We start from the raw sequence: 25,915 nt of genomic DNA on the forward strand, positions 1-25,915 counted from the left end.
CTTGTTAGTCATGTGTTTATATTTTGGATTCGTATGCAAAATTAGGATATGAAGTGCGGATAAATAACCCACTGACCAACATGACTCAAATGAATGCACATAAAAGTCATGTGACGAACAAGGAAGAACAATGAAACGCGCAATCTTTACCTCAATGACTGCCCTCGGCTTAACGCTTGCAAGCATGAATACGTTTGCAAGCAATGTAATTCGTCTTGCTCACGACAGCCAAGAAACATCACCAGTACATAAAGCGATGCTGCACTTCGAAAAAGAACTTGAAGCTCGCTCAAACGGTGAACTGGAAGTCGAAATTTACCCAGCTCGCCAACTGGGTGACGTAAGAGAAACGACTGAATTGGTTCAACAAGGCAACTTACAAATGACGTTTGGAGCGTCAGTACTTCTTTCACCCTATGTGCCTGAGTTTAATGTCCTTGATGTGTTCTATCTCTTTGAAGATGAAGCTCAAGCACACAAAGCTCTCGATAGTGAGAAGATCGGTAAACCTCTACTCAACTCTATGGAATCAAAAGGTTTTCACGGTCTTGGCTTTATGGAAGTTGGCTTTCGCAGCATCACCAACAACAAACAACCTATCGAGAGCATTGAAGATCTCAATAGCCTAAAGATTCGTTCGGCTTCAAATCCAACACAAATCAGTGCTTGGAAATCAGTCGGCACAGCACCAACGCCACTCTCATGGGGTGAGATTTTTACTTCGCTACAACAAGGTCTCATCAACTCACAAGAGAGTGCAGTCTACTCAATTTACGCGGAACGCTTCTATGAAGCACAAGAGTACCTTTCTCTGACAAACCATATCTACACAAACTATGTTCTGTTCATGAACAAAGAGTTTTGGGACTCATTACCAAGCGACCAGCAGGCTCTTATTAACGAAGTAAGCCAAGAGACGATTGTTAAACAACGCCAGTTAGCGGCCAAACAAAACCAAGAAGTCATCAAAGAGCTTGAAGCGAAAGGCATGACGGTTAACGTGGTTCCAACCGATGTTCGCTCACAAATGAAAGAGAAGATGAATGCTGCTGTTTATCAAGAACTACGCAGCAAAACGGGTGAAGACCTATTTGACAGCGTGATTGCGGAAATAGAACAACTCTAATTCCCGATCATAATGTTCAAACGCTCGTTCACCTCAGGCTTTAGCTATCTTGCTTAAAGCCTGAGGCACTCTTTATTCATTGGCTTCGACGCCCTTTTCAGTTCTCTTTGGAGTTAAGTATGAAATGGTTTCGCCTGTTCGACCGATACTTCGAACCAACACTCATCGTATTCTCAATTACTTTAATGACTGCCCTGCTTTGTTTGCAGATAACACTACGCTTGTTTGAGGCGTCAATTCCTTGGGCGGAAGAGCTCGCTCGCTACCTATTCGTTTGGGCGATGTACTTAAGCATTAGTTACTGTATACGTGATGATAGACATATCCGTATCCGTCTTTTCATTGATAAGTTACCGGGTAACCTAACGCACTACAGTTTAATCCTATCAGACCTCATCTATTTGGCATTTAGCTGCACGGTGGCATGGTTTGGGTTTAAGGTGATTGGACGAAGCCTAAAGCTAGGGCAAATCGCGCCAGCTATGGAGATCCCGATTGCGTGCCTATACGCCTCAGTACTGGTATGCGCCATCTTAAGTGCGATTCGATTGGTTGTAAGGATCAATAAACGCATTTCAATTATCGCTTACTCACCTAAATCAGAGCGTTTTACACAGCGTCGCTATCGTCATTTGAAAGCGAAGCATCGTACTTCTAATCGCCTATTGGAGCTAAGCCTATGACGTCTGCTCTTCTGTTTGGTAGTTTCGGTCTGTTATTACTGATCGGGGTTCCTGTTGGTATCGCTCTTGCGGGTGCGAGTATGCTCGCAATATTGAGCCTACCTTTCCTAAACATCGAATTCTTGGTTCAAGGCTTAGTTACTGGCCTTGATTCCTTCCCACTGTTGGCTGTTGTCCTATTTACACTTGCTGGTAACTTAATGAGCCAAGGCGGAATATCGAAGCGTCTTTTGCATGTTGCTGAAGTGTTCTTCGGTCACTTTACTGGTGGATTAGGTATCGTTGCAATTGTTGCTTGTATGTTCTTCGCTTCAATCTCAGGTACTGGCTCAGCAACGGTGGCCGCTATTGGTTTAACCATGATTCCATCCATGGTTAAAAAAGGTTACGACCGGAGCTTTGCTGGCGCTCTTATCGCCTCTTCTGGCGGTATCGGAGTGATTATCCCGCCATCGGTTGTGATGATCGTTTATGCAATTACCGCTGAAGTCTCGGTCACCAAGATGTTCATGGCTGGTATTGTTCCCGGTTTAGTCGTCGGTTTGGTGCTGATTGGCTACTGCCTTATCGTCTCCAAGATTCGTGGTTACAAAGGTAACGAGAAAAAGGCTTCTTGGTCTGAACGTATCACCGCACTAAGAGAAGCGATTTGGGCAATGTTGCTGCCTGTCATCATTCTGGGTGGTATCTATTCGGGGATATTTACTCCAACAGAGTCAGCGGCCATTGGCGTTTTATACGGTCTGTTCTTTGGCATGTTTGTCTACAAAGAGCTTGATTACAAAAAGGTCGTGAAGATCATTCTTGAATCTTCGTTGCTTGTAGGTGCAGTACTTGTGATTGTCGGCGCATCGGTCACCTTTGGGCGCATTCTGACACTTGAGCGCCTTCCAACTGAAATCGCCCAGTTTATTCTGTCTATCACAGAGAATAAGTTGCTGATTTTGCTATGTATCACCGCATTGCTTCTGATTGTTGGTACATTCATGGAGACCTTAGCTGCAATCGTTATTTTAACTCCAATATTGTTGCCTATTGTTACCGCACTAGGAATGGACCCAATTCACTTTGGTATCGTTATGATTGTTAACTTAGCCATTGGCTTTGTGACACCACCACTTGGCGCGAATCTCTTCATGGCCAGCCAAGTCGGTAATGTGCCGATTGAGTCTTTATCGAGAGCCATACTTGGTTGGATTGGTGCCATGTTGGTTGCGTTAATGATCATCACTTTTGTCCCTGCGATATCACTGACACTACCCAATTTATTGGGCTAGCATTGCCCTTAACATCTTCTTTTCAATAAAGTGAGCCAGTCGGCTCACTTTTTCGTTGCACCGCACTTGTGCATACCTATCCAAAACATACTCAAGCCCTTATTCGCTCAAGCTTTGTACAATGTCAACCGGTTATTATCTAAACAACATTATAAAATGGTCTGAATATGACTCCTCACACACTATTGATATGAAGATGTGTAAATTGTTAATTATATGTTGCTGTTTGATTCTCTTTTGCCAAAATGGATTCGTATGCAAAATTTAATTCAAACACGCATGGAGCAAATCATGGCATCAGTTTCACTCAAGAACATTAAGAAATACTGGGACAACTTCACCGCCATTAATGACTTGTCGTTAGAAATTAAAGACAAAGAGTTTCTGGTTTTGTTGGGCCCATCAGGTTGTGGCAAAACAACGACCATGCGAATGATCGCTGGGCTCGACACTCCAAGTGAAGGAGAAGTCTACATCGATGGTGAATACGTTAATGATACGCACCCTAGAGATCGCGACATCGCTATGGTTTTCCAAAGCTACGGCCTTTACCCGCAAAAAACCGTTTATGGCAACATTGCTTTCCCTCTTGAGATGCAACGTGTTCCAAAAGAAGAGTTACATGATCGCGTAATGCGTGCAGCCAAGCGTGTTGAACTAGAACACCTTCTAGACCGCAAGCCTGCCACACTTTCTGGTGGTCAGCGTCAACGTGTGGCACTAGCGCGTGCGATTGTCCGTGAACCACGCATGTTCCTGATGGATGAGCCTCTATCCAACTTAGATGCGAAGCTGCGTGTTTCAATGCGTGCACTTCTTAAAAATCTACATCACGAATTCCAACGCACGACCGTGTACGTAACACACGATCAGATCGAAGCGATGACATTAGCTGACCGAGTCGCTGTCCTTTACCAAGGCAAAATCCAACAACTCGATACGCCTAAAGAGATCTACAACAATCCAGCAAGTCTATTTGTTGCAAGCTTCATCGGTTCACCGGGTATGAACTTCATCAAAGGTAAGTTAGAAGGCGGCGTTTTCTCTGGTGTGAGTTGTTCAGTACCGGGCTTCAACAGTGAAGACAATGATGCTGTAACCCTCGGTGTACGCCCTGAAGACGTGGCTTTATGTCCAGTCGAAGAAAGCCATCTATACGGTGACGTTTATTCGGTCGAGATGACCGGTGAATGTACTTTGATCACAGTTCAAGTTGACGAGCATTACGTTATCTGTCGAACAGACAAGCATTGCACTGTGGGAATGGGTGATCGTGTCGGCTTTAAGTTCAACCTTGAGCACACCTACCTCTTTGACACGGAATCAGAGCAACGTATCTATCGCGACGAAACGACCGATTGCATCCAAGCCGCTTAATCTCATTGAGACCATCCTGACGATGGTTACGACTAATAAATTACGTAGTAAAGGAATACCAAATGAAAAGAACATTATCGCTACTTGCTATCTGTACCGGCGCTATTTTATCTGCACCAAGCTATGCTGCTTGTGACTTGGGCGACTTAGAGGCGAAAGGCAAAATCTCACTGCTTTCAAACAGCTACCCAGTACTGAAGCATTTTTCCGATAAGATGAAAGAGTGCGAAACGCCATCACTCGAGATCAAAAACAAATTGGTTGGCGGCAGCGCCGTTCAAGAGCAAGCTCGCATCGTACTTTCAAGCCGTCGTGGTAACTCTCCTTATGATGTTATTCAAGTATCCGCTCAGAGCTACCATGAGTTCTTACTGAAAGAGCAAATTCAACCGATTACTGACCTTGTTGAGAAATACTGGGACGAATACGACTTAGCTGATATTCCACCGAGCATTTGGGACCTTGCGACGCACGATGGTGAAATCTACGCACTGCCAATTCAACTAAACATGCAAGAATTTTTCTACCGCCAAGACTTATTCGACAAACATAACTTAGAGGTTCCGCAAACCTATCAAGACGTAGTGACCACAGGCGAGGCTCTCCAAGAGGCTGGTATTCAATATCCACTTTCACAAGCTATGGGTAAAGGTTGGAACCTAGCAACTGAGTTCACCAACATCTACTTGTCTCTAGGTGGTCAATACTTCGATAAAGATGGTAAGCCTCTGTTTGATGGTGAAAAAGGCATTGAAGCAGCCAATATTCTGAAGTCGTTACTGCCACTTATGTCTCCTAACGCGCTATCTCTATCGAACGACTTAGTCATGGTTAACTTCCAACAAGACAAAGCGGCAATGGGTAACGTATGGGCGACGCGCGCTGCAGAAATGGATAACGATCAAGTCTCTAAAGTTGTCGGCAAGGTGAACTATTCAATGGCACCAACGGCGAACAAGACCACTTCTATCCCATCAACAAGTATATTCTGGGATGGGTACGTATTCCCTCATCGCTTGAATGCTGACCGTGAGTTGGTATTTAAGATCATGATGGAGTCGATGAGCAAAGAGAACATGAAAGAAGGCGCGGATTTGGCTTTCTTAGCTCGTCAATCAGCAAACCAAGTAGAGGGTGAGCAATATCGTTACTTGGGTGCGCTTGCAGAAATGATTGAGAAAGGTGCGAAGCCATTCCCAACTGAAGGCTACTACGGTTTAGCGCATACCGAGATTGGTAACAAGTTACCAGATGCACTTCGCGGTAAGACAAGCATTGAGGTTGCACTGAACGAAGCCGCTGAGGGCTATTACAAAGAAGCAAGAGCACAAGGTTACATTGACTAAGGAGCAGACATGAATTTACGTAATTTCCTAAGTTTCTCTGGCCCGTCAATCGCATCAATGTCGCTACTTATGGCCGCGCCATTGGTGATGACTCTCTACTTATCGTTGAACCGATTCAACTTTAAAGGTGAGTTACGCTACGTCGGCTTAGAGAACTACTTAGACATCCTGCAAGATGAGGCGTTTTGGTCAGCCTTTGAGTTCACCTTTATCTACACAGTGTGTGTCGTGGTGAGTGTTTTAGTGCTCGGCTTCATTGTCGCACTAGCACTCAATAAACTGAGTCAGAAGATACGTGGCATTTTCATGGCAGCAACTCTCCTACCCTTCGTAGTGACGCCTGTTGTTGGTACTTTGATTTTCTCATGGCTGTTTCAAGACTTTGGCTACATCACTTACCTTCTCAACTTAGTTGGTATCCAAGTCTACTGGTTCAGTGATGTGTTTGAGTCACGTGCACTCATCATCTTTTATGGGATTTGGCAGGTAACGCCATTTGCAGCCATCGTGTTCTTTGCAGGCTTGCAAGCTATCCCACAAGATACGCTGGAGTCTTCAGTCCTCGACGGCGCTCATCAATGGGATCAAATTAAGCACGTTGTTATTCCAGCGTTGCAGCCGCTGACTCTGTTTATTTCGATGATTTGTATCATGGATGCCTATCGCCTCTTTGACTCAGTCGCCGTAATGACAGGCGGGCTCAACGCTACAGAAACACTGATGTACTACAACTATCGCGTTGGTATTGTTCAAGATGCTGTCGCGAAAGGAAGTGCGGTATCAGTACTGACGATGCTTGGTATTTTCGTACTTCTGATCCCTTTCTTATACCTGACTTATAAAGAGCAAAAAGGAATTCGCGCATGAACCCAAGTAACCTAAATATTCAACGAATGATGGTATATGGAATCATGGGCTTGTGGGTCCTATTTTGTGCCTTCCCATTTTTCTGGACCATCATGACGTCCATTAAAAACCCGGTAGACGCGTTCTCTAATCCGCCAGTGTGGTTATTTGAACCAACCGCAACCAACTACGCCAACCTATGGCTTGAGTTTGGATTCAGTGAGTTCTTGATTAACTCCGTGATTGTAACGCTCGGCGTGGTGGTTATCTCGCTAACCATTGGCTGTTTCGCTGGTTACGCATTAGCACGCTACCCTGGAAAACTAGGCTTCTGGTTACTGATGTTGGCACTCGTTTTCCGTTCATTGCCTCACACTGTGTTCCTAATCCCTTACTACGAGTTCACTCGTATGGTGGGGCTATATGACACACACATCGTGTTAATTCTGGTTCTGGTTGCGATAAACCAACCTTTCACCATCTGGATGATGCGCTCGTTCTTCATGAACATACCTAAAGAACTTGAAGAGTCAGCAATGATGGATGGTTGTAATCAATTCCAAGCGTTTGCCAAAGCCATTGTCCCTGTGATGTGGCCGGGCATCATTACCACTGGCCTGTTCACTTTCTTACTTGCTTACAACGAGTTCTTAATTCCACTCACGTTGACTGCAACCAATGCCGCTACGATGCCTGTCGCAATCTCGCAGTTTGGTGCAGATGACATTAAATACTGGTCGATGACGGCAGCAGGTGCAGTTTCAATCACACTGCCTATCGTCGCGTTGATCATTTTCTTCCAGAAGAAGATCGTATCTGGCCTCGTTGCCGGCGCTGTTAAAGGATAAAAGGAGATAACTAATGACACATACATGCGAACACCCAACTACTCAAACTGCAGCATCAACATCCCTTCGTCCAGAACAAGGTGTGTTAACTAAGGACAACGATCTGACCAAAACAGATGAAACGCTGCACGTTATTGATTCGATGGTCGATGGACTCAATGACCACGACATCGACAATATGGGTCGCTTCTTTGCAGAAAGCTTTCGCTGGATGGGCAACGCCGGTTGTGGGTTTAAAGAGAACTTAAAAGAGTTTCAAGAAAATTGGCAACGCCCTTTCCAAGCTGCGTTCTCAAACAAAGTCTGTATTGATGAGGCTCGTTTGACGCAAGGTGAATGGTGCGCTGCATTTGGTCGCCAAGAAGCAATTCACTCTGGTCCATTTATGGGAGTTGAGCCCACTGGTAAGAAAGTGATTATCCGCTATATGGACTTCTGGAAAGTGGTCGACGGGAAGATTGTCGATAACTATGTAATGGTTGATTTCCCTGCAGTAATGGCTCAACTTGGTGTCGACGCCTTCTCTGGTCATGGCTGGGAGAACAAAGACTCAAAAGAGAACCCTATCTACCAAGAGCGTTAGAGGTGCTTGATGTCCAATTTTGACAACAAAGAGCGCATTCGTGCGCTCAATAATGCTATGTATGACTTCGACCTTAGTCATGTTGAATCGCAGCTCAGTGATTTGATCAGCGATGATGCAACATTGCAATATGGCTTCCCTTTTGAACAGCTAAGCAACAAAAGTATGTTGGTGACAGAGTTGTACCAGCCACTGTTAAAAGCAATACCTGACCTCGAAAAGCGGACCTATATCTTAATGGGTGGTCAAGCTAATAAAAGTGACTGGGTGGGATGCGCAGGCTACTACACCGGTAGCTTTATGGAACCTTGGCTTGATATCCCGCCAACGGGGCATCAAGTATCGATGCGCTTTCACGAGTTTTATCGATTCGAGTCTGGGAAGGTCGTCGAGATTCAAGCGCTCTGGGATATCCCAGAGCTTATGATGCAAGCTAACGCATGGCCTATGACGCCGAGTCTAGGTCGAGAGTGGCATCCACCAGCACCAGCCACGTTAGATGGCATAGTTGGGAAAATGGATACAGCGTTAGCCGATACAAGCTTGACTGTAGTAAGCCAAATGCTCAATGGCTTATCAAAGCATGCGCAAGGCGGTGTCGAAGCTATGGATCTTGAGTCATTTTGGCATCCTAAGATGAGTTGGTATGGTCCTTCTGGGATTGGTACAGGTCGCGGTATTAAAGGATTTAGAAATTGGCATCAAATCCCGTTTTTGAATGCACTGCCCGACCGAAGAACCAAAGAAGGAAATGGATACTTATTTTCAGATAACAACTACGTTGCCTTTACCGCTTGGCCTGGAATGGAAATGACGGTATCTGGTAGTGGTTGGCTAGGAATCGCTCCATCTAATCAGTGCATCACGATGAGAAGCCTCGACTTCTGGCGTGTCGAAGGTGACAAAATTCGAGAGAACTGGGTGTTGGTCGACTTGCTCGACGTCTACCACCAACTCGGTGTTGATGTCTTTGCGCGCATGAAAGAGCTCAACAAAGCACGCTATCGACAATTTGAAAAGTAAACAGATAACTAAATGAGCGAGCCAAGTATCCACTTAGGCTCGCCACGAGAAAGTGAAATCAAGGATAGAACAATGAGTATGACTGGATTTGCCCCAAAATGGCAAAACTTCCCTGACTACATATTGGGAATAACCAAAGAGATCTGGGAAGATCGTGGCTTACACACCCTACACGACTATTATGCTGAAGACATCGTCGTCAGAACGCCGCAAGGCATCGCTATCGGCAACAAAGATGTCATTAATGCCACCTTAGCAGTATTGGCTCAGTACCCCGATCGCACCCTATTTGGTGAAGACGTCATTTGGAGTGGTTCGCCAGAACAAGGCATGCTCTCGTCGCATCGCATTATCTCTACCGCGACCGATAAAGAGACAGGCACTAAGCTCAAGTTTAGAATCATTGCTGACTGCCATGCCATCAACAATCAGATCAATGACGAGTGGTTGATTCGAGACCAAGGATCAATCGCAAGGCAGTTAGGCTATACCCCAAAGGCTTATACACAACACCTAATCGACCAAAGCGGTGGTATCGAAAAGTGCCAACCTGTCTTCACGCCTAAGTTAGACCAACAAGGGCCATATTTGGGTGTTGGTAATGACAACCAATGGGGAAAGAAATACGAGGAAATTTTACGCGCGATCATGAATGCTCAATTGAGTGTTATTCCAAAAGAGTATGACCGTGCGTGTATTGGCGAGTACGCAGGTGGTCAATCTGCCCTATCTCACTCAGAGATTGATCACTTCTGGGTGCAATTACGCTCATCATTCCCTAATGCCGAGTTTAAGATTCATCATCGCATTGGGTTAGAAGATGACATGATGTCACCACGTGCAGCTATCCGTTGGTCACTTGAAGGGAAACACGAAGGTTATGGCGCTTTCGGTCAACCAACTGGTGCTGATGTATACATTATGGGTGCGTGTCATGCCGAATTTGGCCCGTGGGGACTCCGCCGTGAATACGTGCTATACGACGAGTTAGCCATTTGGAAACAGATCATTCAACAAACTGGTTAGGCTCGCTTTTGTCCCCATAAAAAAATCGGAAACTTCATCAGTTTCCGATTTTTTATTTACTTCGAATTAGCCTTACAACCCTTGAACGTACTGGTTGTTGGTTCTGATCTGCACTAAGTGATTTAGGTTGTCTGTTGCAGCTTGGTCACCTGTTACTAGCGCTTCAAATTGCTTAATCAGCTCTACCTTGTCCGCTTTCTCTTTTGACCCCGAACCGATGTCAGTCAAGTCGATAAAGAACTCGTCAAAGAGGTTTGAGAGATCCGCAACTGCATCTTGGTTTAAGAACTGCTCATGGTTGTAAATGCTTGGGTAGCCGCCCTTCTGCTTATCTACCGCAAACGAAGTGCCTTTCACATTGGTAATCGTGGTTGCTTTCTCACAACGCAGCATACAACCATCTTCAATAGCTGGTTTGTTACAGCCAACGGTTCTTTGGAAGAAACACTGACGGCTGGTCATCATCAAAATTGGGTGATAGATGCTGTAGTAAAGCTTGAAGCCTTCAGGGCGACGAACGTGACGCAGTTGACCTTTGTTCAGCTCATTTGAAAGGAAAGCACCCGAACAGTTCAATTGCTCCTTTAGCGTGTACAAAGCGTGCGAGTTGGTCGTATTCATGAATGGGCCAGCCACCCACTCAATACCCATCTCATAAGCCTTGTAAGCAATACCTGTGTTGTTGGTGACAATTCGCTTCGGCTTAACGGTTTCAAGAATACGAACCGCTTCAATGTAATCTTTGCCAATCAGTACTGCTGGGAACCAAGGGATCAAACGCGGGTTCTCAGACAAGATATCAATGTACTTGTTGTTGCGCTTTTTGTAGCTCTCAGGCAGCTTGAAGTAGATGTCCGCATCCGTCACATCACAAAGGTGCATGTCGGCAGTGTCAGCAATCAACATAGACAGTGTCGGTGTCTCGTTCACTTTGCCAAACTTCGGTAGCGCAGGAACATCAACATTCTTAACAACGTCTACAGAACCATTCAGAATGAAGTCGATCTCTTCTTTTAGCTGGGTTAGCTCTTTCAAAGAGACAAATAGACCTTCATTGAACTGCTCAAAATCATAACCTTCAAGTGAGTGAATACCACTACGAAGTGATTTGAAGCGCTTCTCTAAGATTTCCTTGGTCAGTGGTTTCTCACCATCTGCGATCAATACAGATTTAGACTTCACTTCAAAGTTCTCTTTGTCAGAAATCACTGAAACCACTAGAGGCTCGCCTTCACAGGCACTGAATGAAAGTTTGATGGGTGTTTTGCGGATATCCAGATACTGAATTTTGCTGCGCATCTCATCACCCAGAACATCTTTCGCTGCGTGAAGGTCTTTGCTGACGTCTTCGATTTGAACGACTGAGATCGCATCTTCAGCATTAGGATCAAACTGTTGAACCTGTTTCGCAGCCTGCTCTACCGCATAATTTTTACTGTTATCACGCGGGTTATCGATGAACATGTCTTTCGTTAAGTTACCCTTCAAGAAAGAGTTGGTGAAGTCACGGTTAAATACCTTGTGTAGGTTTGAATCGTCACCTATCAAATCGCCACTCTCGATAAAGCTGTCGATCTGCTTACGCCATGTATCGATTACGGTATAAACATAGTGAGCACCCTTGATACGGCCTTCAACTTTCAACGAATCAACCTGGGCATCTACCAGTTCCGGTAAATCAAAGTAAGCAGAGTTGTCTTTCAGATTAAGTGGGTAGCGGTTACCTGCATCAGTAATCTCGTATTCATCACGACACGCCTGTGAACAGCGACCACGGTTACCTGAATTACCGACACTCACCGAGCTTGAGTAACACTGACCAGAAAACGCGATACACAGAGCACCATGAACGAAGACCTCTGTTAGAACATCGTGGTCATGCGCAACTTGAGTCAGCTCTTTAATCTCAGGCAGGTTTAACTCACGCGATAAGTTCACGCGTGACGCACCAATCTTAGCCAAGAACTTGATTTGGCCTTCGTTGTGCGTAGTTAGCTGAGTAGAAGCGTGAACATCGATCGTTGGAAAGTATTTCTTCACCAGATCAAACAGCCCCAAGTCTTGGACAATGATGCCATCAACCTTGGTGTTCACAAGCTGATTTAAAAGCTTACTAATGTTCTTTATTTCGCTCTCAAGTAACACGACATTCAGGGTCAGAAAGATCTGACAACCGTACTCATGAGCAAGACGAATAATGCCGTTCAGCTCGTCTAAAGATAAATTCGAGGCGCGGTTACGGGCGTTGAATGTACCCAGTCCACAGTAGACCGCATTAGCTCCTGCTACGATAGCTGCTTTAATCGCCTCTACATCGCCACCTGGGGCTAATAACTCAATTTTTCTGCTCATTTTTGAAGTCGCTCACTTACTTATAATTTTTAAGCCGCGTATTCTACCCACATCACTAACCCTTTACCACCGCACAGCAACTTTTAAACCTAATGACAACAAAGACTCTTCAAGATTTGCCTATCCTTTATTCACTGCGTCGCTGCCCTTATGCAATGCGCGCTAGGCTCGGAATTCTCCTTGCAAATCAACAAGTCTTAATTCGTGAAATTGTCACTAAGGATAAGCCACAAGAACTGCTGAAATGCTCACCAAAAGGTACAGTCCCAGTATTAGTATTACCCGATGGAAAGATTATTGAGCAGAGTTTGCAAGTTATGGTGTGGGCTTTGGAACTGAACGACCCACAAAATCTGCTTCGAAAATCCGATGACGAAGTTTATCACGATGTCTTTGAATTGATTGAAGAGAATGACAACACATTTATTGGACATTTGGAGCAATATCGTGCGGCAGTTCGTTATCACAATGAGGATCTCGTAGATCGCAGGGCGTTGTGTGAGGAATTTCTTACTAAGCTTGAGGCGAGACTGAAGCAAGGGAGCGGTTATCCGAAAAAGAGCTATCTATTTGGCGATACACCAAGTGTTGCTGATTATGCAATAGTTCCTTTTATTAGTCAGTTTGCACGTGTAGAGAAAAAATGGTTTAACCAATCTCATTACATTGGCATCCAAACTTGGTTAAGAAGCATTTTGGATAGCGCTCTGTATAGCAAAACCATGAAAGCTTACCCACTTTGGAACGAGAGTAAGCAAAACATGGTATTTGGTTCTTCCGATTAAAGTTACCAAAGCGACTTAAAGCACTCACAACTATTTAATGACTAAATCACTCTATAGCTATCGAAATTTCGACTCTATCTTCACCGATGTATCGTTCAAAGTCAGACGTGTAACGACGAGTATGTGGGCAATCTGCCTGTGTGAAATAGCCCCAAACCTCACCCCATAGTTCGATAACCGCTTGAGGCATTTCTCCCTGAGCTTCAAAGGTGAGGTATTTACCCGCTTCAATTTGAACGTGAGATGTTTGCTCTAAACCCGCCATCGCAGCCTCATCACTGCAAGCGAGCACATCGAATTCACCGGTATAGTCAGATTGATAGTTTGTATAAACACCAAACACTTGTGACTTCTCAGTCAAATACGGCCCACCTTGCGTCGAAAACGTCTGCCACAGTCCTGCAATCTTTGCAGTTTCTAAAGACATCTCATTTTCATTAGTGGTTCTCACTTTAAAACCCGATAATTCCACTGCGTCGATGATTTGAACTTTCATTGTGTTCCCTATTGATTCGCTTGTATGTAGGTAGTTGATCATTCCTCAACAGTTTTGTTGCCGCACTTCTCACAGATAACGTGCCTAGAAAACTCATCCATTGACGCGACGAAAGCCCCCAAGAATATGCTCTTTACAAACCCAGAAAAGAACTCTTTTTGGGTTCTATTTGGAGAGCTTTCGTAAGGGCTCTGTTTTCGAACTAGCACCACCACATGTTGCGTACGGGCTTGGCATGATGGGCAATAACAGACTTCTTGACTCATTGGCATAGTAAACTCCGAGTGTTAGCAAAACATTGGGATTAACACAAAAGGCTCACCAGTTCGCTTCCTTGCCCAGTCTAGTATTCGTCTATTAGTAACCTTATCTGTTAAACGTCACTTTCGTAAAGTGCGGGTTATCCACCAAAACTTCGAGGGTTCTGAGTTCATCCAGAACAATGAGTTGTAGTTCACCTTGATTATCGACCTGTATGCATTCTCTTTTTTGCTCGTCTCTTTTAGTGTCCCTTGCAATACACTCAAGTTGAACACCAGACGCCAGAGTAATAGCTATCGGGTAGCGATACATACAGACAATTTCGATGTAATCATAATCGCTGCAACTCATCATAATATTTACCTTTCAAGATGTTAGGTTCAAAGTTAAAGCCAGACGCCATACTAAGCAATCAGTGGAATATCTATTTTGTGATGCGTTTCCAGTATTGATACAAGCCTTGAATATCAGGAGAGCACAACCACTCCATCGCACCTTTGATCTGCTCTTCATTCCATTCCCACCATTTCATTTCTAGCAACTGCGCAATTTCAGTTTCACTAAAACGATAGCGGATATGACGCGCTGGATTAGAACCGACAATTGAGTATGGCTCAACGTCTTTGGTTACGACAGCACGACTGGCGATAATGGCACCGTCTCCAACCTTTACGCCACTCATGATCATCGCCTCTGTGCCAATCCAGACATCATTACCAATCACAGTATCTCCAGAACGTTCGAAGCCGTCGATCGCCCCTTCAAATTTTTCATCATCTTGGTAGAAAAATGGGAATGTGCTCACCCATTGATTTTGGTGACCTTGATTGCCAGCCATCATAAACACAGCACCAGAACCAATCGAGCAGTAGCTGCCAATAATCAATTTATCGACGTCGTCTCTATCGGGCGTAAGGTAACGGGCACAATCGTCGAAACTGTGACTGTGGTAATAACCAGAATAGTAGCTATGTTCACCAACAATGATGTTCGGATTAGTCACTTGGTCTTTAAGAGACTTGCCCGCAAAGGGACTTTCAAAATAGTTATTCAAAGGTAGCTTCTACTTAATGGAAGAATAAATTCAAAATCAGCGTTACGAATCATCGCCACAACTGTCACAAGCTTGGTAGGTTCTGTCGCCTTCACTGATGACGATAAAAGAGGATACGCACTGTTCGCACAACACACGTTTAGGATAGGCGTCTTTTTGTTTCTTGGCGTTGATATCGCCTTCAGTCACGTAGATTTTTCTCATGGTAATTCTCGGCAAGATACGAGTTTTGCCCTCAACCGTCTCAAGAGGACTTCGTATCCAGTTATAGATTTACACTTGAACTGACAGTCAAATGTATGCGTTGCCTGAATTGTATGCCGAAAATCAAGACAACGCATTGAAAATCAAAATAGAAAGAAAAGATTACTTAGGTTGCCGCTGTTACCCAGTCGATCGCATCGTCATATTCCGTGAATTGTTTAACTTCGCCCGCGATAAACAAGCTACCTACTTTGGATGCAAGCTCTTGCCAGCCCTTATCACCGTATATTGCAACTCTGCCTAAATTGGTTCTTAGCTTGATACCCAGTTTTAAGTCGTCCCATGCTGCTCGAATATCCCAGCCGTTCAGCTCTTTGATATCAGCAACCATTTTAATGTTTTCAGAACCGACGGTTTTCAGTGCCGACTCTAGTTTCGGGGTTAAGGCGAGATAATCTTGGTGGGTCAGATGGCCTGTTGCTTTGAACATCAGGACATATTCGTGGTCGATTCGCTCTACTCCAACGGATATTCCATGGCGATCATTATTCATAATGCATTCCTCTCTCGTTAGTCTTCAAAATCTACCTAATAGCTTACGATATCAGTTGAATACTTATTGAGAGCCAGTGGCAAAAAACCAGTAATCGGTCGGTTTTTGTTCTCATATTTACAAGATATTTAAACGCTTGTATAAAGCGGTGTGATTCTTAACTCATTGATATTCAGGCAACGCTGAGTGAACTATCAGCGTAATAGAAAGTTCTTCCTTTAGAACAAATAAATATGAGCATTTTGTTTAATATGAGATCAGCTCGAAGGAATTTTGTTGGTGAAATTCTATGCTAGTTATAGACCCTAGATAAGAGAGGTGAGCTATGGAATACAAACACATACTCGTCGCGATTGAGCTGTCACAAGACACAAACATCTTAATTGATAGAGCGACATTTTTTGCCAACAAACTCGATGCCGATCTTTCTTTCGTTTATATCGATGGAACACATGGTGAGATTTACCCTGAGCTGGTGGATATCAAGCAGCACACTGGCGAACTCCCATTTAATGAAGATGCCGTTAAACAATTAAGAGATTTCGAAGCGTACTCCGAGCACAACATCAAGCACCTGTTTATGGGGACTGGTGATTTGACGGATAAACTGAAAGAGACCGTCGCAGCTAACCAAGTCGACTTTTTGATTTGTGGTCACCACCATGACTTTTGGAGCAAAATCATCTCACACTCCAAACAGCTTATTGATAAGTCACCGGTTGATATTTTAGTGGTTCCAATCGAGTAATGGTTACGTAATTTAACTTAAAACCCTACCGAGCACCGCGCTTCTGCTTCAATCAAAGTCGCGCTCGGTAGGTTTCCCTTCCCCTTTGATTTTTCTAGCTCTTTTAACATGCTTACCTGATCGATCCCCTTTAGCAAACCGTAATTATCGCTAGTTATCTATTCACGAGATCCCAATCAAGAGAACCACAGTGATGAGAAAAATTGGCCTTTACTGTTTTACTAATGACTTACGTTTTACGCACAACGAGCTTTTATCACTGGCGTGTGATCAAGTTGATGAATTGATCGGCGTCGTTATGCCTATCCAAATCTCTCCTTTCGTTCAACACCACTCTGGTGAAGACCAAGTTGGGGAACAGAGGCTATTGTTCTGGCAACAATCTATTGAGGATCTCGCAAAACGATTCGAAGCCCAAAATCAAAGCTTATTTAGAATGCACTCCAGCGAAGCAGACGACTTAATTCAGTTGATAGAAACGTGCCAAGTGAGCAACATTTATTGTAATCAACATCCCGGCAGTGATGAATCCGAACTAATACGAGAGGTGCAGGAGTCATTACCTAACACAAAGGTTATCTCTACCAACAACAGCACACTGCTAGACAGAGCTGATCTACCTTTCGATCTAAACAAGCTTCCCAAATCATTTACTCGCTTTCGTAAATTGATTGAGGCAGACAGCGCGCTGTTAAACATCACAGAGCATAGCCCCGCACCTGTGCTTCCTAAATTGCCAAATGTGTTGAGAGATAACTTATACATCACGCCTAATGTTTCTGTCGTTGAGACATCAGACACGACACATACTTCGCACGCATCGAGTCAAACACGCGTGGGACTTTTTGAAGGTGGCGAAAATGCGGGGATCGCACACATAACAGATTACTTCCGACACTCTTATGCTAGCCACTACAAACAGACAAGAAACGCGCTCGATGGTATGAGTCACTCAACCAAGTTCTCACCTTGGTTGGCATTGGGTTGTTTATCACCAAAGATGATTGTCAGCACGCTACGCCAATATGAACAACAGTACGGATCAAGCGAGTCAACCTACTGGATTCAGTTTGAGCTTCTATGGCGTGAATATTTCTACTGGCGTGCCAGAGCTTCAGGCGGTGCACTATTTGCCAACCCACAAGACAGTCACACTTTAAGTACCGAAGCCAACGCAGCTTTCAATCGATGGAAAATGGGTAACACCAACTACCCTATTGTCGATGCTTGTATGCGAGAGCTGAATGCCACTGGGTATATGTCTAACCGGGGCAGACAACTAGCGGCGAGTTGCCTTATCTACGAGTTAGGTTGTGATTGGCGTTGGGGCGCAGCCTATTTTGAAACTCAACTCGTCGATTACGATGTTGCGTCTAATTGGGGGAATTGGTCTTACATTGCAGGTATGAATGGGCAACAGACTCGCCACTTTGATCTTGAAAAGCAGACGCAAATGTACGACCCGCAACACGAATTTATCCAACGTTGGGCGACCACTAACGAACTGTACCAGATTGCTAAATAGGATTAGAGAATGAAATTCAACACTGTACGCCTAATACTGGGTGATCAACTTAATATTCAGCACTCTTGGTTCTCTAATCGTGACTCCAATGTCTTATACATCATCGCGGAGCTCCATCAGGAAACAGGTTACGTTAATCATCACAGGCAAAAAGTCGCTGCGTTTTTTTGTGCAATGGCGGCTTTTGCTTCAGAGCTCAAAGATGAAGGGCATGAGGTGCTGCACCTGACATTGGATGATACCAAACAGTTTCCATCTCTAAATGAGTTGATAGAGCACTACACAACAGAGTTTGACGCCGAGAAATTCGAGTATCAACGACCTGATGAGTACCGACTGCTAAGCCAGTTAGCTCAACTCAACCTACCGAAAGCGGTAAAGCACTGTACCTGCACCGAACACTTCTTGCTACCGTTTGACGAGATTGAGCCGCAGTTTCCAGCAGGCAAGCACATCATGATGGAACATTTCTATCGCCGAATGCGCAAGCGCTTCTCTGTGTTAATGGACGACGGTAAACCTGTGGGTGGCAAGTGGAACTACGATGGCAACAACAGAAACAAACTCAAACCAAAAGATATCGAAGCACTGCCCTCACCTTTGATGTTTGCTAATGACGTGAGCGACATTGTGGAGCGAATGGACAGACACAATGTTCAAACCATCGGCGAAATCGATCAAACAAGACTGTTATGGCCGATTAATCGTGCCCAAAGTTTGTCTCTACTAGCGCACTTTTGCCATACCTGTCTACCGCTGTTCGGTCGCTTTCAAGACGCAATGACCAAAGAGCATACTTCTCGTTGGAGCTTATACCACAGCCGTCTGTCTTTCAGCTTAAACAGCAAACTGATTACGCCCCAAGAAACCATTGATGCGGCACTTGCTGCTTACCACAGTAACGCAAACATCGATATTTCTCAGGTGGAAGGGTTCGTGCGTCAAATCCTCGGTTGGCGAGAGTACATTCGCGCGGTGTATTGGGCCAACATGCCGCGCTACAAAACCATCAATCACTTTCAAGCGAATCGCAATCTGCCTCACTATTTTTGGGATAGTGACACCAAAATGCAGTGCATGAAGCAAGCGATCAAGCAGTCACACGAGTTTGCTTATGCTCATCACATTCAAAGACTTATGGTGACCGGTAACTTCAGTCTGATCACTGAACTTAATCCAGACCAAGTGGACGAGTGGTACCTCGGCATCTACATCGATGCTATCGAATGGGTAGAGATGCCAAACACCCGCGGTATGGCTCTGTTTGCTGATGGTGGAATTGTTGGAACCAAGCCCTATGCGGCGAGTGGCGCTTACATTAATAAGATGAGTGATTACTGTAAGGGTTGTCACTACAACGTGAAATCGAGAAGTGATGAAGATGCCTGCCCGTTCAACAGTTTGTATTGGCGTTTCATGACTAAGCACCGAGAGCAACTCACTCGCAATCCGCGAATGGGGATGATCTTCCGCTCTTGGGACAACATGGACGAACAAGAGCAAGATAAGACGCTACAACGTGCAGAAAATTACCTCGAACATTTGGAGGATTTGTAATGGAAAACGCTATCAAAACCGTGCTAGTGATTGGAGGCTCTGGCGGTATAGGCAAAGCCGTGGTGAAACAGTTGCAAACAATCCAGCCCACAGCCAACATCCATACGACTTTCTGCAATGGTAAGCCTGACTTCTCACTGGAGAATGTCACGTGGCACAAAGTTGACATCACCAACGAGTCAGACGTACAACAACTGGCTTCTCACTTCAGCTCATTAGATTGGTTGATCAATTGCGTCGGCATACTCCATACAACGACTCATCAACCAGAGAAAAGCCTCAATACCATCGACCCAGAGTTTTTTGTAGAGAATATGACGACTAATGCGCTTCCGACTCTACTACTTGCAAAGCATTTTACCTCTCTATTGAAAAGTTCGCCTGCAGGTAAGCTTGCAACCATTTCAGCTAAGGTTGGCAGCATCAGTGATAACCGTTTGGGTGGTTGGTACAGCTATCGCTCCTCTAAGGCGGCACTCAACATGCTGATTAAATCCATCTCCATCGAGTGGAGCCGTGTTGCCAAGAGAGCAACGATCCTCTCCTTACATCCGGGAACCACCGATACCCCACTCTCCAAACCATTTCAGACCAACGTTCCTGAAGGCAAACTGTTCGACGCTAACGACGTTGCGCGCCAATTATTGAGTATTATTGAAAGATCAACGCCACAAGAGAGTGGTCGCTTTTTCGCATACAACGGTGAAGAGCTGCCTTGGTAATTTACGGCTTGTGGATGCTGCCTTTGTTTCGGCGGCAACGTTCTGAGCAATATTGCACTTCGTCCCAACACTTTTGCCACTTCTTGCGCCACGTAAATGGACGCAAACACACTGGGCAGAGTTTAGTGGGAAGATCGCGTTTCTTTCGCATCGTATTTCTCTAACTTGAGGTTGTTAGAAGCTATACGCTCAACAGTCGCTAAGGGTTTGAAATACCGTTGAAATAACAAAGAAAACAACTGAAAAGGGGCAGATTCACTGCCCCTTTGTACTCGCTGTTAATTACGCGTTACTTTCTATCACTAGTTACGCGACCTTAAACTCTTTACTCATCTCACTAACACCCAAGCCCGAATGCTTAGTGATTTTAAGCTGGACGGGTACTCGCTCTTTTAGCGCCTCGACGTGACTGATCACACCGATCATCTTGCCAGACGCATTCAAGTTATCGAGCACATTGAGAGCAATATCTAACGTGTCGCTATCCAGGGTACCGAAGCCTTCATCAAGGAACAGCGAATCAATACTGGTTTTGTGGCTCACCAAATCAGACAGTGCTAATGCCAAAGCGAGACTCACTAAGAAACTTTCACCGCCTGAGAGCGTTTTGGTATCACGAACCACATCGCCCTGCCACGTATCCAACACTTGCAGCTCTAGTCCATCTTCCGCTTTGCGTTTTAATTCATAACGACCATGCAGGCGCTGCAACTGCTTATTGGCAAGGTAAACAAGGTTCTCAAGGGTTAGCCCCTGTGCGAATTTTCTAAACTTGTCGCCATTCTTCGAACCAATCAATGAGTTCAATTGCGAGATATCATCAAACGCTTGCTGTTTCTCATCAATCTCTTTGAACAAGTGTTGTTGATTCTCGCGATTCTTCTTGTCCATCTCTAGGTTTGCGTTAATCGCACCGATTTGACTGGCCGTAGATTGTTGCTGTTGCTGGCAATCGGAGACTTGTTGTTCCACTTGTTCTATTTCAACCTCTTGCCATTTCGTTGCGTTGACGTTTTCAAGCAGTTCATCAACGCTTTGCTTAGCAGCTTTAAGTTTGGCCGAACTACTCACAATCGCGTTATCTAGCCTCTGTTTAAGAGCAACAAGATCAGCTCGAAGCTGTTCATCCAGTAAGGCTTGTTCAAACTCGGTTTCAGACTCAAAAGGACTGGCTAATAGCGCTTGGGTCCATGATTCATTGGTCTTAGTCAAATCACTCTGTTTCGCAGTCAGCTCTTTCGAGAATGCATCTTGCTTGGTTTGCCACTCACGCAGTGTCAGCTCACAACGGTTGAATGCCGCTTTCAGAGTCTCAAGCTCTTTGGTGGCGTCTTCCAAGCGAGTATTCATCAACTGCTCTTGCTGTTGAATCTGCTTGTCGCCAAACAGTGCCTGACGCTCCTCCTGGACCTTAGTAAGATCACCTGAGGTCGTCATAAGATCTTTCTCAAGCTGTGCTAGTTTATTAGTCTGTTCACCTAAGGAAGCTGCCAGAGACTGATGTTTCTCTTGTTGAGCAATCAGCGTTTTATCCAGTTCGGCTTTCTGTTGGTAGTTTGCTTGCCACTCTTGCGACGCCGCACTCTTAACTTCAAGCCATTGATCAATACTCTCTAATTCGGGGGCGCTGTTTCCAGTCTCAGTAATACTTTGTTGTAGACTCTGCCATTGTGATGACTGAGTTAGTTTCAATTGAGCAGTTTGCTCTTCGGCATCCACTCGCTGCTTCTGCAAGTCTGCAATACGCACTGATAATGCTTCTACCTTGTTAAGCGCATCTTTCAACGCAAGCTCAAGATTAATACGCTGCTTCTCTGCCGATTGGTAATCTGCTTTGGTTTGCATTTGTTGCTGTTGAAGTTGAGTGACTTTATTAAGTTCATGCTCACAACGATCAACAAACATTGCGACTGCATCTTTATCTGCAATCTGATCGTGAGAAACAACCCACTCCATCAATGGTGCGCTGTTATCTAATTGTGCATTCGCGTATGAAGCACTTGCACCCGTTTGGGTGAACTTCTCTACCAACAACACCCAAGACTGCTTAGCTTGCTCAGCATCCGAAGTCAGGTTTTTAATTTCACCTTCAAGATGACTCAAAATTGGGCCGAGTGAATCCAGTTTCTGACGAAGATCCTGTCCCTCTTTTTTAACCAGCGCCAAAGCCTCTGATTCTTTGGTTTGCTGCTGAAGCAACGCGTTCACATCTTGAGATTGTTCAACCGAGTGATCCGTTGAGCCACATAATGGACACTCAGAACCTGGCTCTAACATTGCGCGATACTTAGCGAGTTCACCCTCTTGAGCAATCAAGGTCTTCAAACGTTCAAGCGACTGCTCTTTCTCTTTGTAACGCTCAACCAAGACTTCGCGTTGCTTTGTGAGCTCTATGTTTTCGGATGTCTTGCGTTCCAACTCGATACGCTTAACCTGTACTTGTTCCGTCGCCATTAAATAACGACGTTGAACATCCGTTAATGCGTGAGTTTGACGGTTCCACGCTTCTAACACGTGTTTCAAGCCATTTAACTGCTCTTCACTGTGTACTTGCTGAGATTGCTCCCATAACGCTTTCGCGGCTTGCTCTGCCGTCGTTAGCGTTGACAGCTCTTGAGTGTTCTTCTGCTGGTCTTGAGTTAATTGTTTAACTTGCTGCTCTTGAGCGCTGATTTCATTAGCAAGACGTTCTACTCGCTTTTGCTGCTCAGCTTGCTGTTGTTCAAGCGTTCGAATTTGAGCAACGTTGGTTTGCCACTGGCCTAAATAGCGCTCGAGAGATTTGCTGCTTTCGTTAGTCGATAAGTACTCAGTCAGTGCTTTCTCTTGGATTTTCAACTCTTCAAGCGACTTTTCCGCGTTTAGAATCAAAGACTGCTTTGTCTCTTGTTCCGTTTTAAGCAGTGATTGGGATTGCTTCTGCGTTGCTAGCTTTTCATTGAGCAAAGCGACTTGCTGATCAAGTGGGCGCACTTTTTCTATAGTCGCCATAAGTTCAGTTTGTTCTTTGCGAAGTTGGTTTGTAGCTGCTGTTTGCGCATTGAGCGCCGTTTCTGTTTGTAGCTTCTCTTGATTGCCAACTTCAAGCTGTTTATTCGCATCATCCAATTGAGTATTTAATGACGCCACCTCATGCTGCACTCGATGAAGATCTTTATGCACCGGACGCAGCTTTTCTGCGGGTTCACTTTTCGCTAGCTGTTCTAGCTGTTCACCATTGGCTTCTAACTCCCCTTGAGCCATTTTTAGCTCACTTTCACTGTTTTCAAGTGATAGCTTGGCTTTGTTGAGTTCTCGCCACCAAGCCAAATGTTCTGACCAACCTTTCAGTTCTTGGTCGAACTGTTTTAATGCGATCTCTAAACTCGCTTTGTTTTGAGAGAGTTCTTCAACTTGCTCCGCTGTTAATAGGTTCACACCTTCCGCTTTCGCTTTCAGCTGGTTTAGCCCTTCTTCATTGGATTTGTAGTGCTCATAGATACGCTCTGAAATCAGGCTGTAGATTTCAGTCCCCGTCAGCTCTTCTAACAGTTCAGCGCGATCATTCGCATTGGCATTTAAGAACGCCGCAAACTCTCCTTGAGAAAGCAAAATAGACTTAGTGAAACGAGAAAAATCGAGACCTGTCGTTGACTCAACCAGTTTGATCTTCTTACTGAGCTGAGTTTCTAACACCTTATTAGTGTCCGCGTCAGCAAACTCGCAAGTGGGTGTTTGGAGTGCGCCATCATGTTTATTGCGAGCTCGTTTCTGATGGAAGTTGGAACGGTAAGTTTTCCCCTTCACTTCAAACTCAATCTCGGCAAAACACTCGCCCGTACCACGCGTCATGATCTCGTTATTGCCTTTCGCGATACTCTTTAGACGAGGCGTTCGATGGAACAAGGCCAAACAGATCGCATCCAAAATGGTGGTTTTACCCGCGCCCGTTGGCCCGGTAATAGCGAACAATCCGTTTTCAGCAAAAGGAGATTGTGTGAAATCCAGCTTCCAACGACCTTTGAGTGAGTTTAGGTTCTCAAATTCTAACGATAAGATTTTCATAGCGGCTTACTCACTCTCTCCGTCATTCACTTCCGTCATCACTTGTTTGAACGTCACGGTCATGCGCTCTAGACGCGCTTTTTCTGATTCAGTTTCAAACTCTTCCAGTGCGATACGTTTTTCAAACACTTCCATTGGGCTAAGTTCTGACAGTGTTTCTGCCGATTCTTGACTCAAAGTCTGGTTACGCTTCTCTCGAGCTCGTCGCAATTGCAATACCTCTACATTGAGCTCTTGCGTCAGACGCGAAATACGTTCTTGAAGATCAGATAGGTAATCCTGCGTTTGTACTTCTATCGACAGCCATACACTCTGATCGCCATCGAGACCAATATATTTGTTTAACTGTGTCTCAATGCTTTCAAGATCGCCTTTAATCTCGGCAAGTGGCTGAAAGGTTGGAACATTCAATTGAGAAATCGCACGTTGACCTTGTTCGAACTCAACAATACATACCTGTTTGGTTGATTTCAGTTCATCAAAGCTGAGTGGAATTGGAGAGCCGCAGTAACGGATATGATCTTGCTTCGCCACGATTTGTGGTCGATGAATATGACCCAGTGCGATGTAGTCGGCTGGTGGAAAGCCATCTGCGGCAAAGCCATCTAAATTACCCACATAGATGTCACGAACTGAGTCAGACTGTTGCACACCCATAGCGGTTAAGTGCCCCGTTGCGACAATAGGAATTTCGCTCGCATTCTCGTATTTTTCACGGTCCGCAACCGCCGCTTGGTAAACACTTGCATAGTGCTGCTTAATGGCATCACCCAGCTGTTTCTGTCTCTCGACACCAGAAACACCAGCTTGGCTAGTCAGTACGTCACGTGGGCGAATAAATGGAATTGCACACACCAAGGCTTCAACCTCCCCAGACTTACCTTTCAATGGAAGCACTTGTGTTGGGTAGTCCTCATTGGTGTTGGGAATCACATCGGTTCCCATGTACTTAAGCAGTTGCTGTGTCTCTTTGAGTACTGACACAGAGTCATGGTTCCCGCCAAGCATCACCAGTTGGCAATTCAACTTACTGCAATCTACGACGAACTTGTTGTACATCTCACGTGCATAGCTTGGTGGTGTGCTGGTATCGAAAATATCGCCCGCAACGATAATGGCATCAATGCTCTGCTCAACAACTTGTTGAAGTAGCCAAGATAAAAACTGTTGGTGTTCGTTTTTACGACTCTTGTTATAGAAATTTTGGCCAAGATGCCAATCTGACGTGTGAAGGATTTTCATGGTGTCTCGCTACGGGGATCGAATGTTCCTAATCTAACAAAATCGCTCCGGCATATCTCTTTAATAAGCTTTTGAAAAGGCAACTAATCATCGATATCTGACTGTTCGTCCGCAATTTGACCAAAGTATGCGGTCAGTGACGACACAAGACTCACATTGAGTCACAAAATCAAAAGCACTCATTTGAGTTAAAATAATACAAATGTAATTATTAGGTTTTTCCATAATAAGAATAAC

The 25,915-nt window shown here is 44.8% G+C and carries 25 protein-coding genes; 15 read left to right on the top strand and 10 right to left on the bottom strand.

The genetic code is table 11. The features are described 5' to 3' along the window. Nucleotides 1-130: 130 nt before the first annotated feature. The 10 genes from FIV04_RS07680 to FIV04_RS07725 all read left to right on the top strand — a co-directional run bounded on the left by FIV04_RS07680 (nt 131) and on the right by FIV04_RS07725 (nt 10,135). Nucleotides 131-1,126 (top strand): TRAP transporter substrate-binding protein, encoded by a 996-nt coding sequence (locus FIV04_RS07680; RefSeq protein WP_152468752.1) that lies wholly within the window; start codon nt 131-133, stop codon nt 1,124-1,126. A gap of 119 nt (nt 1,127-1,245) precedes the next feature. Then, nucleotides 1,246-1,809 (top strand): TRAP transporter small permease, encoded by a 564-nt coding sequence (locus FIV04_RS07685; protein ID WP_152468753.1) that lies wholly within the window; start codon nt 1,246-1,248, stop codon nt 1,807-1,809. Continuing rightward, the gene (locus FIV04_RS07690) at nt 1,806-3,086 is read left to right on the top strand and encodes a TRAP transporter large permease (RefSeq protein WP_032548954.1); all 1,281 of its coding nucleotides are present in this window, start codon (nt 1,806-1,808) and stop codon (nt 3,084-3,086) included. The genes FIV04_RS07685 and FIV04_RS07690 overlap by 4 nt, the downstream gene beginning before the upstream one ends. A gap of 255 nt (nt 3,087-3,341) precedes the next feature. Further along, complete coding sequence (locus tag FIV04_RS07695; protein ID WP_301339522.1) at nt 3,342-4,463, top strand: ABC transporter ATP-binding protein; 1,122 nt, start codon at nt 3,342-3,344, stop codon at nt 4,461-4,463. A 62-nt stretch (nt 4,464-4,525) separates the two neighbouring features. After that, nucleotides 4,526-5,809: an ABC transporter substrate-binding protein gene (locus tag FIV04_RS07700; RefSeq protein WP_152468754.1), complete on the top strand. Its 1,284-nt coding sequence runs from the start codon at nt 4,526-4,528 to the stop codon at nt 5,807-5,809. A 9-nt stretch (nt 5,810-5,818) separates the two neighbouring features. Then, nucleotides 5,819-6,676 carry a carbohydrate ABC transporter permease gene (locus FIV04_RS07705; RefSeq protein ID WP_032548951.1) on the top strand — a complete coding sequence of 286 codons (858 nt, stop codon included), beginning with the start codon at nt 5,819-5,821 and terminating at the stop codon, nt 6,674-6,676. Further along, nucleotides 6,673-7,503 carry a carbohydrate ABC transporter permease gene (locus tag FIV04_RS07710; RefSeq protein WP_152468755.1) on the top strand — a complete coding sequence of 277 codons (831 nt, stop codon included), beginning with the start codon at nt 6,673-6,675 and terminating at the stop codon, nt 7,501-7,503. The genes FIV04_RS07705 and FIV04_RS07710 overlap by 4 nt, the downstream gene beginning before the upstream one ends. A 13-nt stretch (nt 7,504-7,516) precedes the next feature. Then, complete coding sequence (locus FIV04_RS07715) at nt 7,517-8,086, top strand: ester cyclase (RefSeq protein WP_152468756.1); 570 nt, start codon at nt 7,517-7,519, stop codon at nt 8,084-8,086. Nucleotides 8,087-8,095: 9 nt separating this feature from the next. Continuing rightward, entirely contained in the window at nt 8,096-9,109 is a 1,014-nt protein-coding gene (locus FIV04_RS07720; protein WP_152468757.1) for an ester cyclase, read from the top strand. A 72-nt stretch (nt 9,110-9,181) separates the two neighbouring features. Beyond that, the gene (locus FIV04_RS07725; protein ID WP_172974233.1) at nt 9,182-10,135 is read left to right on the top strand and encodes a nuclear transport factor 2 family protein; all 954 of its coding nucleotides are present in this window, start codon (nt 9,182-9,184) and stop codon (nt 10,133-10,135) included. A 72-nt stretch (nt 10,136-10,207) separates the two neighbouring features. Here FIV04_RS07725 and FIV04_RS07730 read toward each other — a convergent pair whose 3' ends face one another. Further along, nucleotides 10,208-12,487, bottom strand: coding sequence for a peptidase U32 family protein (locus FIV04_RS07730; protein ID WP_152468758.1), 2,280 nt, complete (start codon nt 12,485-12,487; stop codon nt 10,208-10,210). Between the two features lie 92 nt (nt 12,488-12,579). Here FIV04_RS07730 and FIV04_RS07735 point away from each other — a divergent pair, with 92 nt between their 5' ends. Continuing rightward, entirely contained in the window at nt 12,580-13,272 is a 693-nt protein-coding gene (locus tag FIV04_RS07735) for a glutathione S-transferase (RefSeq protein ID WP_152468759.1), read from the top strand. Nucleotides 13,273-13,318: 46 nt separating this feature from the next. Here the strand turns inward: FIV04_RS07735 and FIV04_RS07740 are convergent, their stop codons facing one another. The 6 genes from FIV04_RS07740 to FIV04_RS07760 all read right to left on the bottom strand — a co-directional run bounded on the left by FIV04_RS07740 (nt 13,319) and on the right by FIV04_RS07760 (nt 15,840). Next, a complete protein-coding gene (locus FIV04_RS07740) occupies nt 13,319-13,768 on the bottom strand; it encodes a GyrI-like domain-containing protein (RefSeq protein ID WP_152468760.1) in 450 nt (149 codons plus the stop codon). 38 nt (nt 13,769-13,806) lie between these two features. Then, nucleotides 13,807-14,040 carry a hypothetical protein gene (locus FIV04_RS27145; protein ID WP_152468761.1) on the bottom strand — a complete coding sequence of 78 codons (234 nt, stop codon included), beginning with the start codon at nt 14,038-14,040 and terminating at the stop codon, nt 13,807-13,809. Between the two features lie 94 nt (nt 14,041-14,134). Then, nucleotides 14,135-14,383: a Rho-binding antiterminator gene (locus FIV04_RS07750; RefSeq protein ID WP_152468762.1), complete on the bottom strand. Its 249-nt coding sequence runs from the start codon at nt 14,381-14,383 to the stop codon at nt 14,135-14,137. Nucleotides 14,384-14,453: 70 nt separating this feature from the next. Next, nucleotides 14,454-15,083, bottom strand: coding sequence for a type B chloramphenicol O-acetyltransferase (gene catB, locus FIV04_RS07755; RefSeq protein ID WP_152468763.1), 630 nt, complete (start codon nt 15,081-15,083; stop codon nt 14,454-14,456). A 42-nt stretch (nt 15,084-15,125) separates the two neighbouring features. Then, nucleotides 15,126-15,287, bottom strand: coding sequence for a hypothetical protein (locus FIV04_RS26905; protein ID WP_032548941.1), 162 nt, complete (start codon nt 15,285-15,287; stop codon nt 15,126-15,128). Between the two features lie 166 nt (nt 15,288-15,453). Continuing rightward, nucleotides 15,454-15,840 (bottom strand): STAS/SEC14 domain-containing protein, encoded by a 387-nt coding sequence (locus FIV04_RS07760; protein ID WP_032548940.1) that lies wholly within the window; start codon nt 15,838-15,840, stop codon nt 15,454-15,456. Between the two features lie 325 nt (nt 15,841-16,165). Here FIV04_RS07760 and FIV04_RS07765 point away from each other — a divergent pair, with 325 nt between their 5' ends. The 4 genes from FIV04_RS07765 (at nt 16,166) to FIV04_RS07780 (ending at nt 20,392) form a co-directional block, all read left to right on the top strand. Next, nucleotides 16,166-16,588: a universal stress protein gene (locus FIV04_RS07765; RefSeq protein WP_032548939.1), complete on the top strand. Its 423-nt coding sequence runs from the start codon at nt 16,166-16,168 to the stop codon at nt 16,586-16,588. A gap of 193 nt (nt 16,589-16,781) precedes the next feature. Next, the gene (locus tag FIV04_RS07770; RefSeq protein ID WP_152468764.1) at nt 16,782-18,113 is read left to right on the top strand and encodes a DASH family cryptochrome; all 1,332 of its coding nucleotides are present in this window, start codon (nt 16,782-16,784) and stop codon (nt 18,111-18,113) included. A 9-nt stretch (nt 18,114-18,122) separates the two neighbouring features. Beyond that, the gene (locus tag FIV04_RS07775; RefSeq protein WP_152468765.1) at nt 18,123-19,670 is read left to right on the top strand and encodes a cryptochrome/photolyase family protein; all 1,548 of its coding nucleotides are present in this window, start codon (nt 18,123-18,125) and stop codon (nt 19,668-19,670) included. Beyond that, complete coding sequence (locus FIV04_RS07780; RefSeq protein WP_152468766.1) at nt 19,670-20,392, top strand: SDR family oxidoreductase; 723 nt, start codon at nt 19,670-19,672, stop codon at nt 20,390-20,392. The genes FIV04_RS07775 and FIV04_RS07780 overlap by 1 nt, the downstream gene beginning before the upstream one ends. A 1-nt stretch (nt 20,393) precedes the next feature. Here FIV04_RS07780 and FIV04_RS07785 read toward each other — a convergent pair whose 3' ends face one another. From FIV04_RS07785 to sbcD, 3 genes are all read right to left on the bottom strand, one after another. After that, nucleotides 20,394-20,543: a DUF2256 domain-containing protein gene (locus FIV04_RS07785; protein WP_150894593.1), complete on the bottom strand. Its 150-nt coding sequence runs from the start codon at nt 20,541-20,543 to the stop codon at nt 20,394-20,396. 155 nt (nt 20,544-20,698) lie between these two features. Continuing rightward, nucleotides 20,699-24,436, bottom strand: coding sequence for an SbcC/MukB-like Walker B domain-containing protein (locus FIV04_RS07790; protein ID WP_152468767.1), 3,738 nt, complete (start codon nt 24,434-24,436; stop codon nt 20,699-20,701). Nucleotides 24,437-24,442: 6 nt separating this feature from the next. Continuing rightward, nucleotides 24,443-25,678 (bottom strand): exonuclease subunit SbcD, encoded by a 1,236-nt coding sequence (gene sbcD / locus FIV04_RS07795; RefSeq protein ID WP_152468768.1) that lies wholly within the window; start codon nt 25,676-25,678, stop codon nt 24,443-24,445. Nucleotides 25,679-25,915: the final 237 nt, after the last annotated feature.

The sequence above is a fragment of the Vibrio sp. THAF190c genome (genome assembly GCF_009363355.1).
GTDB classification, from domain to species: Bacteria; Pseudomonadota; Gammaproteobacteria; order Enterobacterales; family Vibrionaceae; genus Vibrio; species Vibrio fortis_A.

What these genes read in the sequence shown, in the direction of transcription:
- FIV04_RS07680 (WP_152468752.1), top strand. Translation starts at nt 131, where the DNA reads ATGAAACGCGCAATCTTTACCTCAATGACTGCCCTCGGCTTAACGCTT.
- FIV04_RS07685 (WP_152468753.1), top strand. Translation starts at nt 1,246, where the DNA reads ATGAAATGGTTTCGCCTGTTCGACCGATACTTCGAACCAACACTCATC.
- FIV04_RS07690 (WP_032548954.1), top strand. Translation starts at nt 1,806, where the DNA reads ATGACGTCTGCTCTTCTGTTTGGTAGTTTCGGTCTGTTATTACTGATC.
- FIV04_RS07695 (WP_301339522.1), top strand. Translation starts at nt 3,342, where the DNA reads ATGCAAAATTTAATTCAAACACGCATGGAGCAAATCATGGCATCAGTT.
- FIV04_RS07700 (WP_152468754.1), top strand. Translation starts at nt 4,526, where the DNA reads ATGAAAAGAACATTATCGCTACTTGCTATCTGTACCGGCGCTATTTTA.
- FIV04_RS07705 (WP_032548951.1), top strand. Translation starts at nt 5,819, where the DNA reads ATGAATTTACGTAATTTCCTAAGTTTCTCTGGCCCGTCAATCGCATCA.
- FIV04_RS07710 (WP_152468755.1), top strand. Translation starts at nt 6,673, where the DNA reads ATGAACCCAAGTAACCTAAATATTCAACGAATGATGGTATATGGAATC.
- FIV04_RS07715 (WP_152468756.1), top strand. Translation starts at nt 7,517, where the DNA reads ATGACACATACATGCGAACACCCAACTACTCAAACTGCAGCATCAACA.
- FIV04_RS07720 (WP_152468757.1), top strand. Translation starts at nt 8,096, where the DNA reads ATGTCCAATTTTGACAACAAAGAGCGCATTCGTGCGCTCAATAATGCT.
- FIV04_RS07725 (WP_172974233.1), top strand. Translation starts at nt 9,182, where the DNA reads ATGAGTATGACTGGATTTGCCCCAAAATGGCAAAACTTCCCTGACTAC.
- FIV04_RS07730 (WP_152468758.1), bottom strand. Translation starts at nt 12,487, where the DNA reads ATGAGCAGAAAAATTGAGTTATTAGCCCCAGGTGGCGATGTAGAGGCG.
- FIV04_RS07735 (WP_152468759.1), top strand. Translation starts at nt 12,580, where the DNA reads ATGACAACAAAGACTCTTCAAGATTTGCCTATCCTTTATTCACTGCGT.
- FIV04_RS07740 (WP_152468760.1), bottom strand. Translation starts at nt 13,768, where the DNA reads ATGAAAGTTCAAATCATCGACGCAGTGGAATTATCGGGTTTTAAAGTG.
- FIV04_RS27145 (WP_152468761.1), bottom strand. Translation starts at nt 14,040, where the DNA reads ATGCCAATGAGTCAAGAAGTCTGTTATTGCCCATCATGCCAAGCCCGT.
- FIV04_RS07750 (WP_152468762.1), bottom strand. Translation starts at nt 14,383, where the DNA reads ATGATGAGTTGCAGCGATTATGATTACATCGAAATTGTCTGTATGTAT.
- FIV04_RS26905 (WP_032548941.1), bottom strand. Translation starts at nt 15,287, where the DNA reads ATGAGAAAAATCTACGTGACTGAAGGCGATATCAACGCCAAGAAACAA.
- FIV04_RS07760 (WP_032548940.1), bottom strand. Translation starts at nt 15,840, where the DNA reads ATGAATAATGATCGCCATGGAATATCCGTTGGAGTAGAGCGAATCGAC.
- FIV04_RS07765 (WP_032548939.1), top strand. Translation starts at nt 16,166, where the DNA reads ATGGAATACAAACACATACTCGTCGCGATTGAGCTGTCACAAGACACA.
- FIV04_RS07770 (WP_152468764.1), top strand. Translation starts at nt 16,782, where the DNA reads ATGAGAAAAATTGGCCTTTACTGTTTTACTAATGACTTACGTTTTACG.
- FIV04_RS07775 (WP_152468765.1), top strand. Translation starts at nt 18,123, where the DNA reads ATGAAATTCAACACTGTACGCCTAATACTGGGTGATCAACTTAATATT.
- FIV04_RS07780 (WP_152468766.1), top strand. Translation starts at nt 19,670, where the DNA reads ATGGAAAACGCTATCAAAACCGTGCTAGTGATTGGAGGCTCTGGCGGT.
- FIV04_RS07785 (WP_150894593.1), bottom strand. Translation starts at nt 20,543, where the DNA reads ATGCGAAAGAAACGCGATCTTCCCACTAAACTCTGCCCAGTGTGTTTG.
- FIV04_RS07790 (WP_152468767.1), bottom strand. Translation starts at nt 24,436, where the DNA reads ATGAAAATCTTATCGTTAGAATTTGAGAACCTAAACTCACTCAAAGGT.
- sbcD (WP_152468768.1), bottom strand. Translation starts at nt 25,678, where the DNA reads ATGAAAATCCTTCACACGTCAGATTGGCATCTTGGCCAAAATTTCTAT.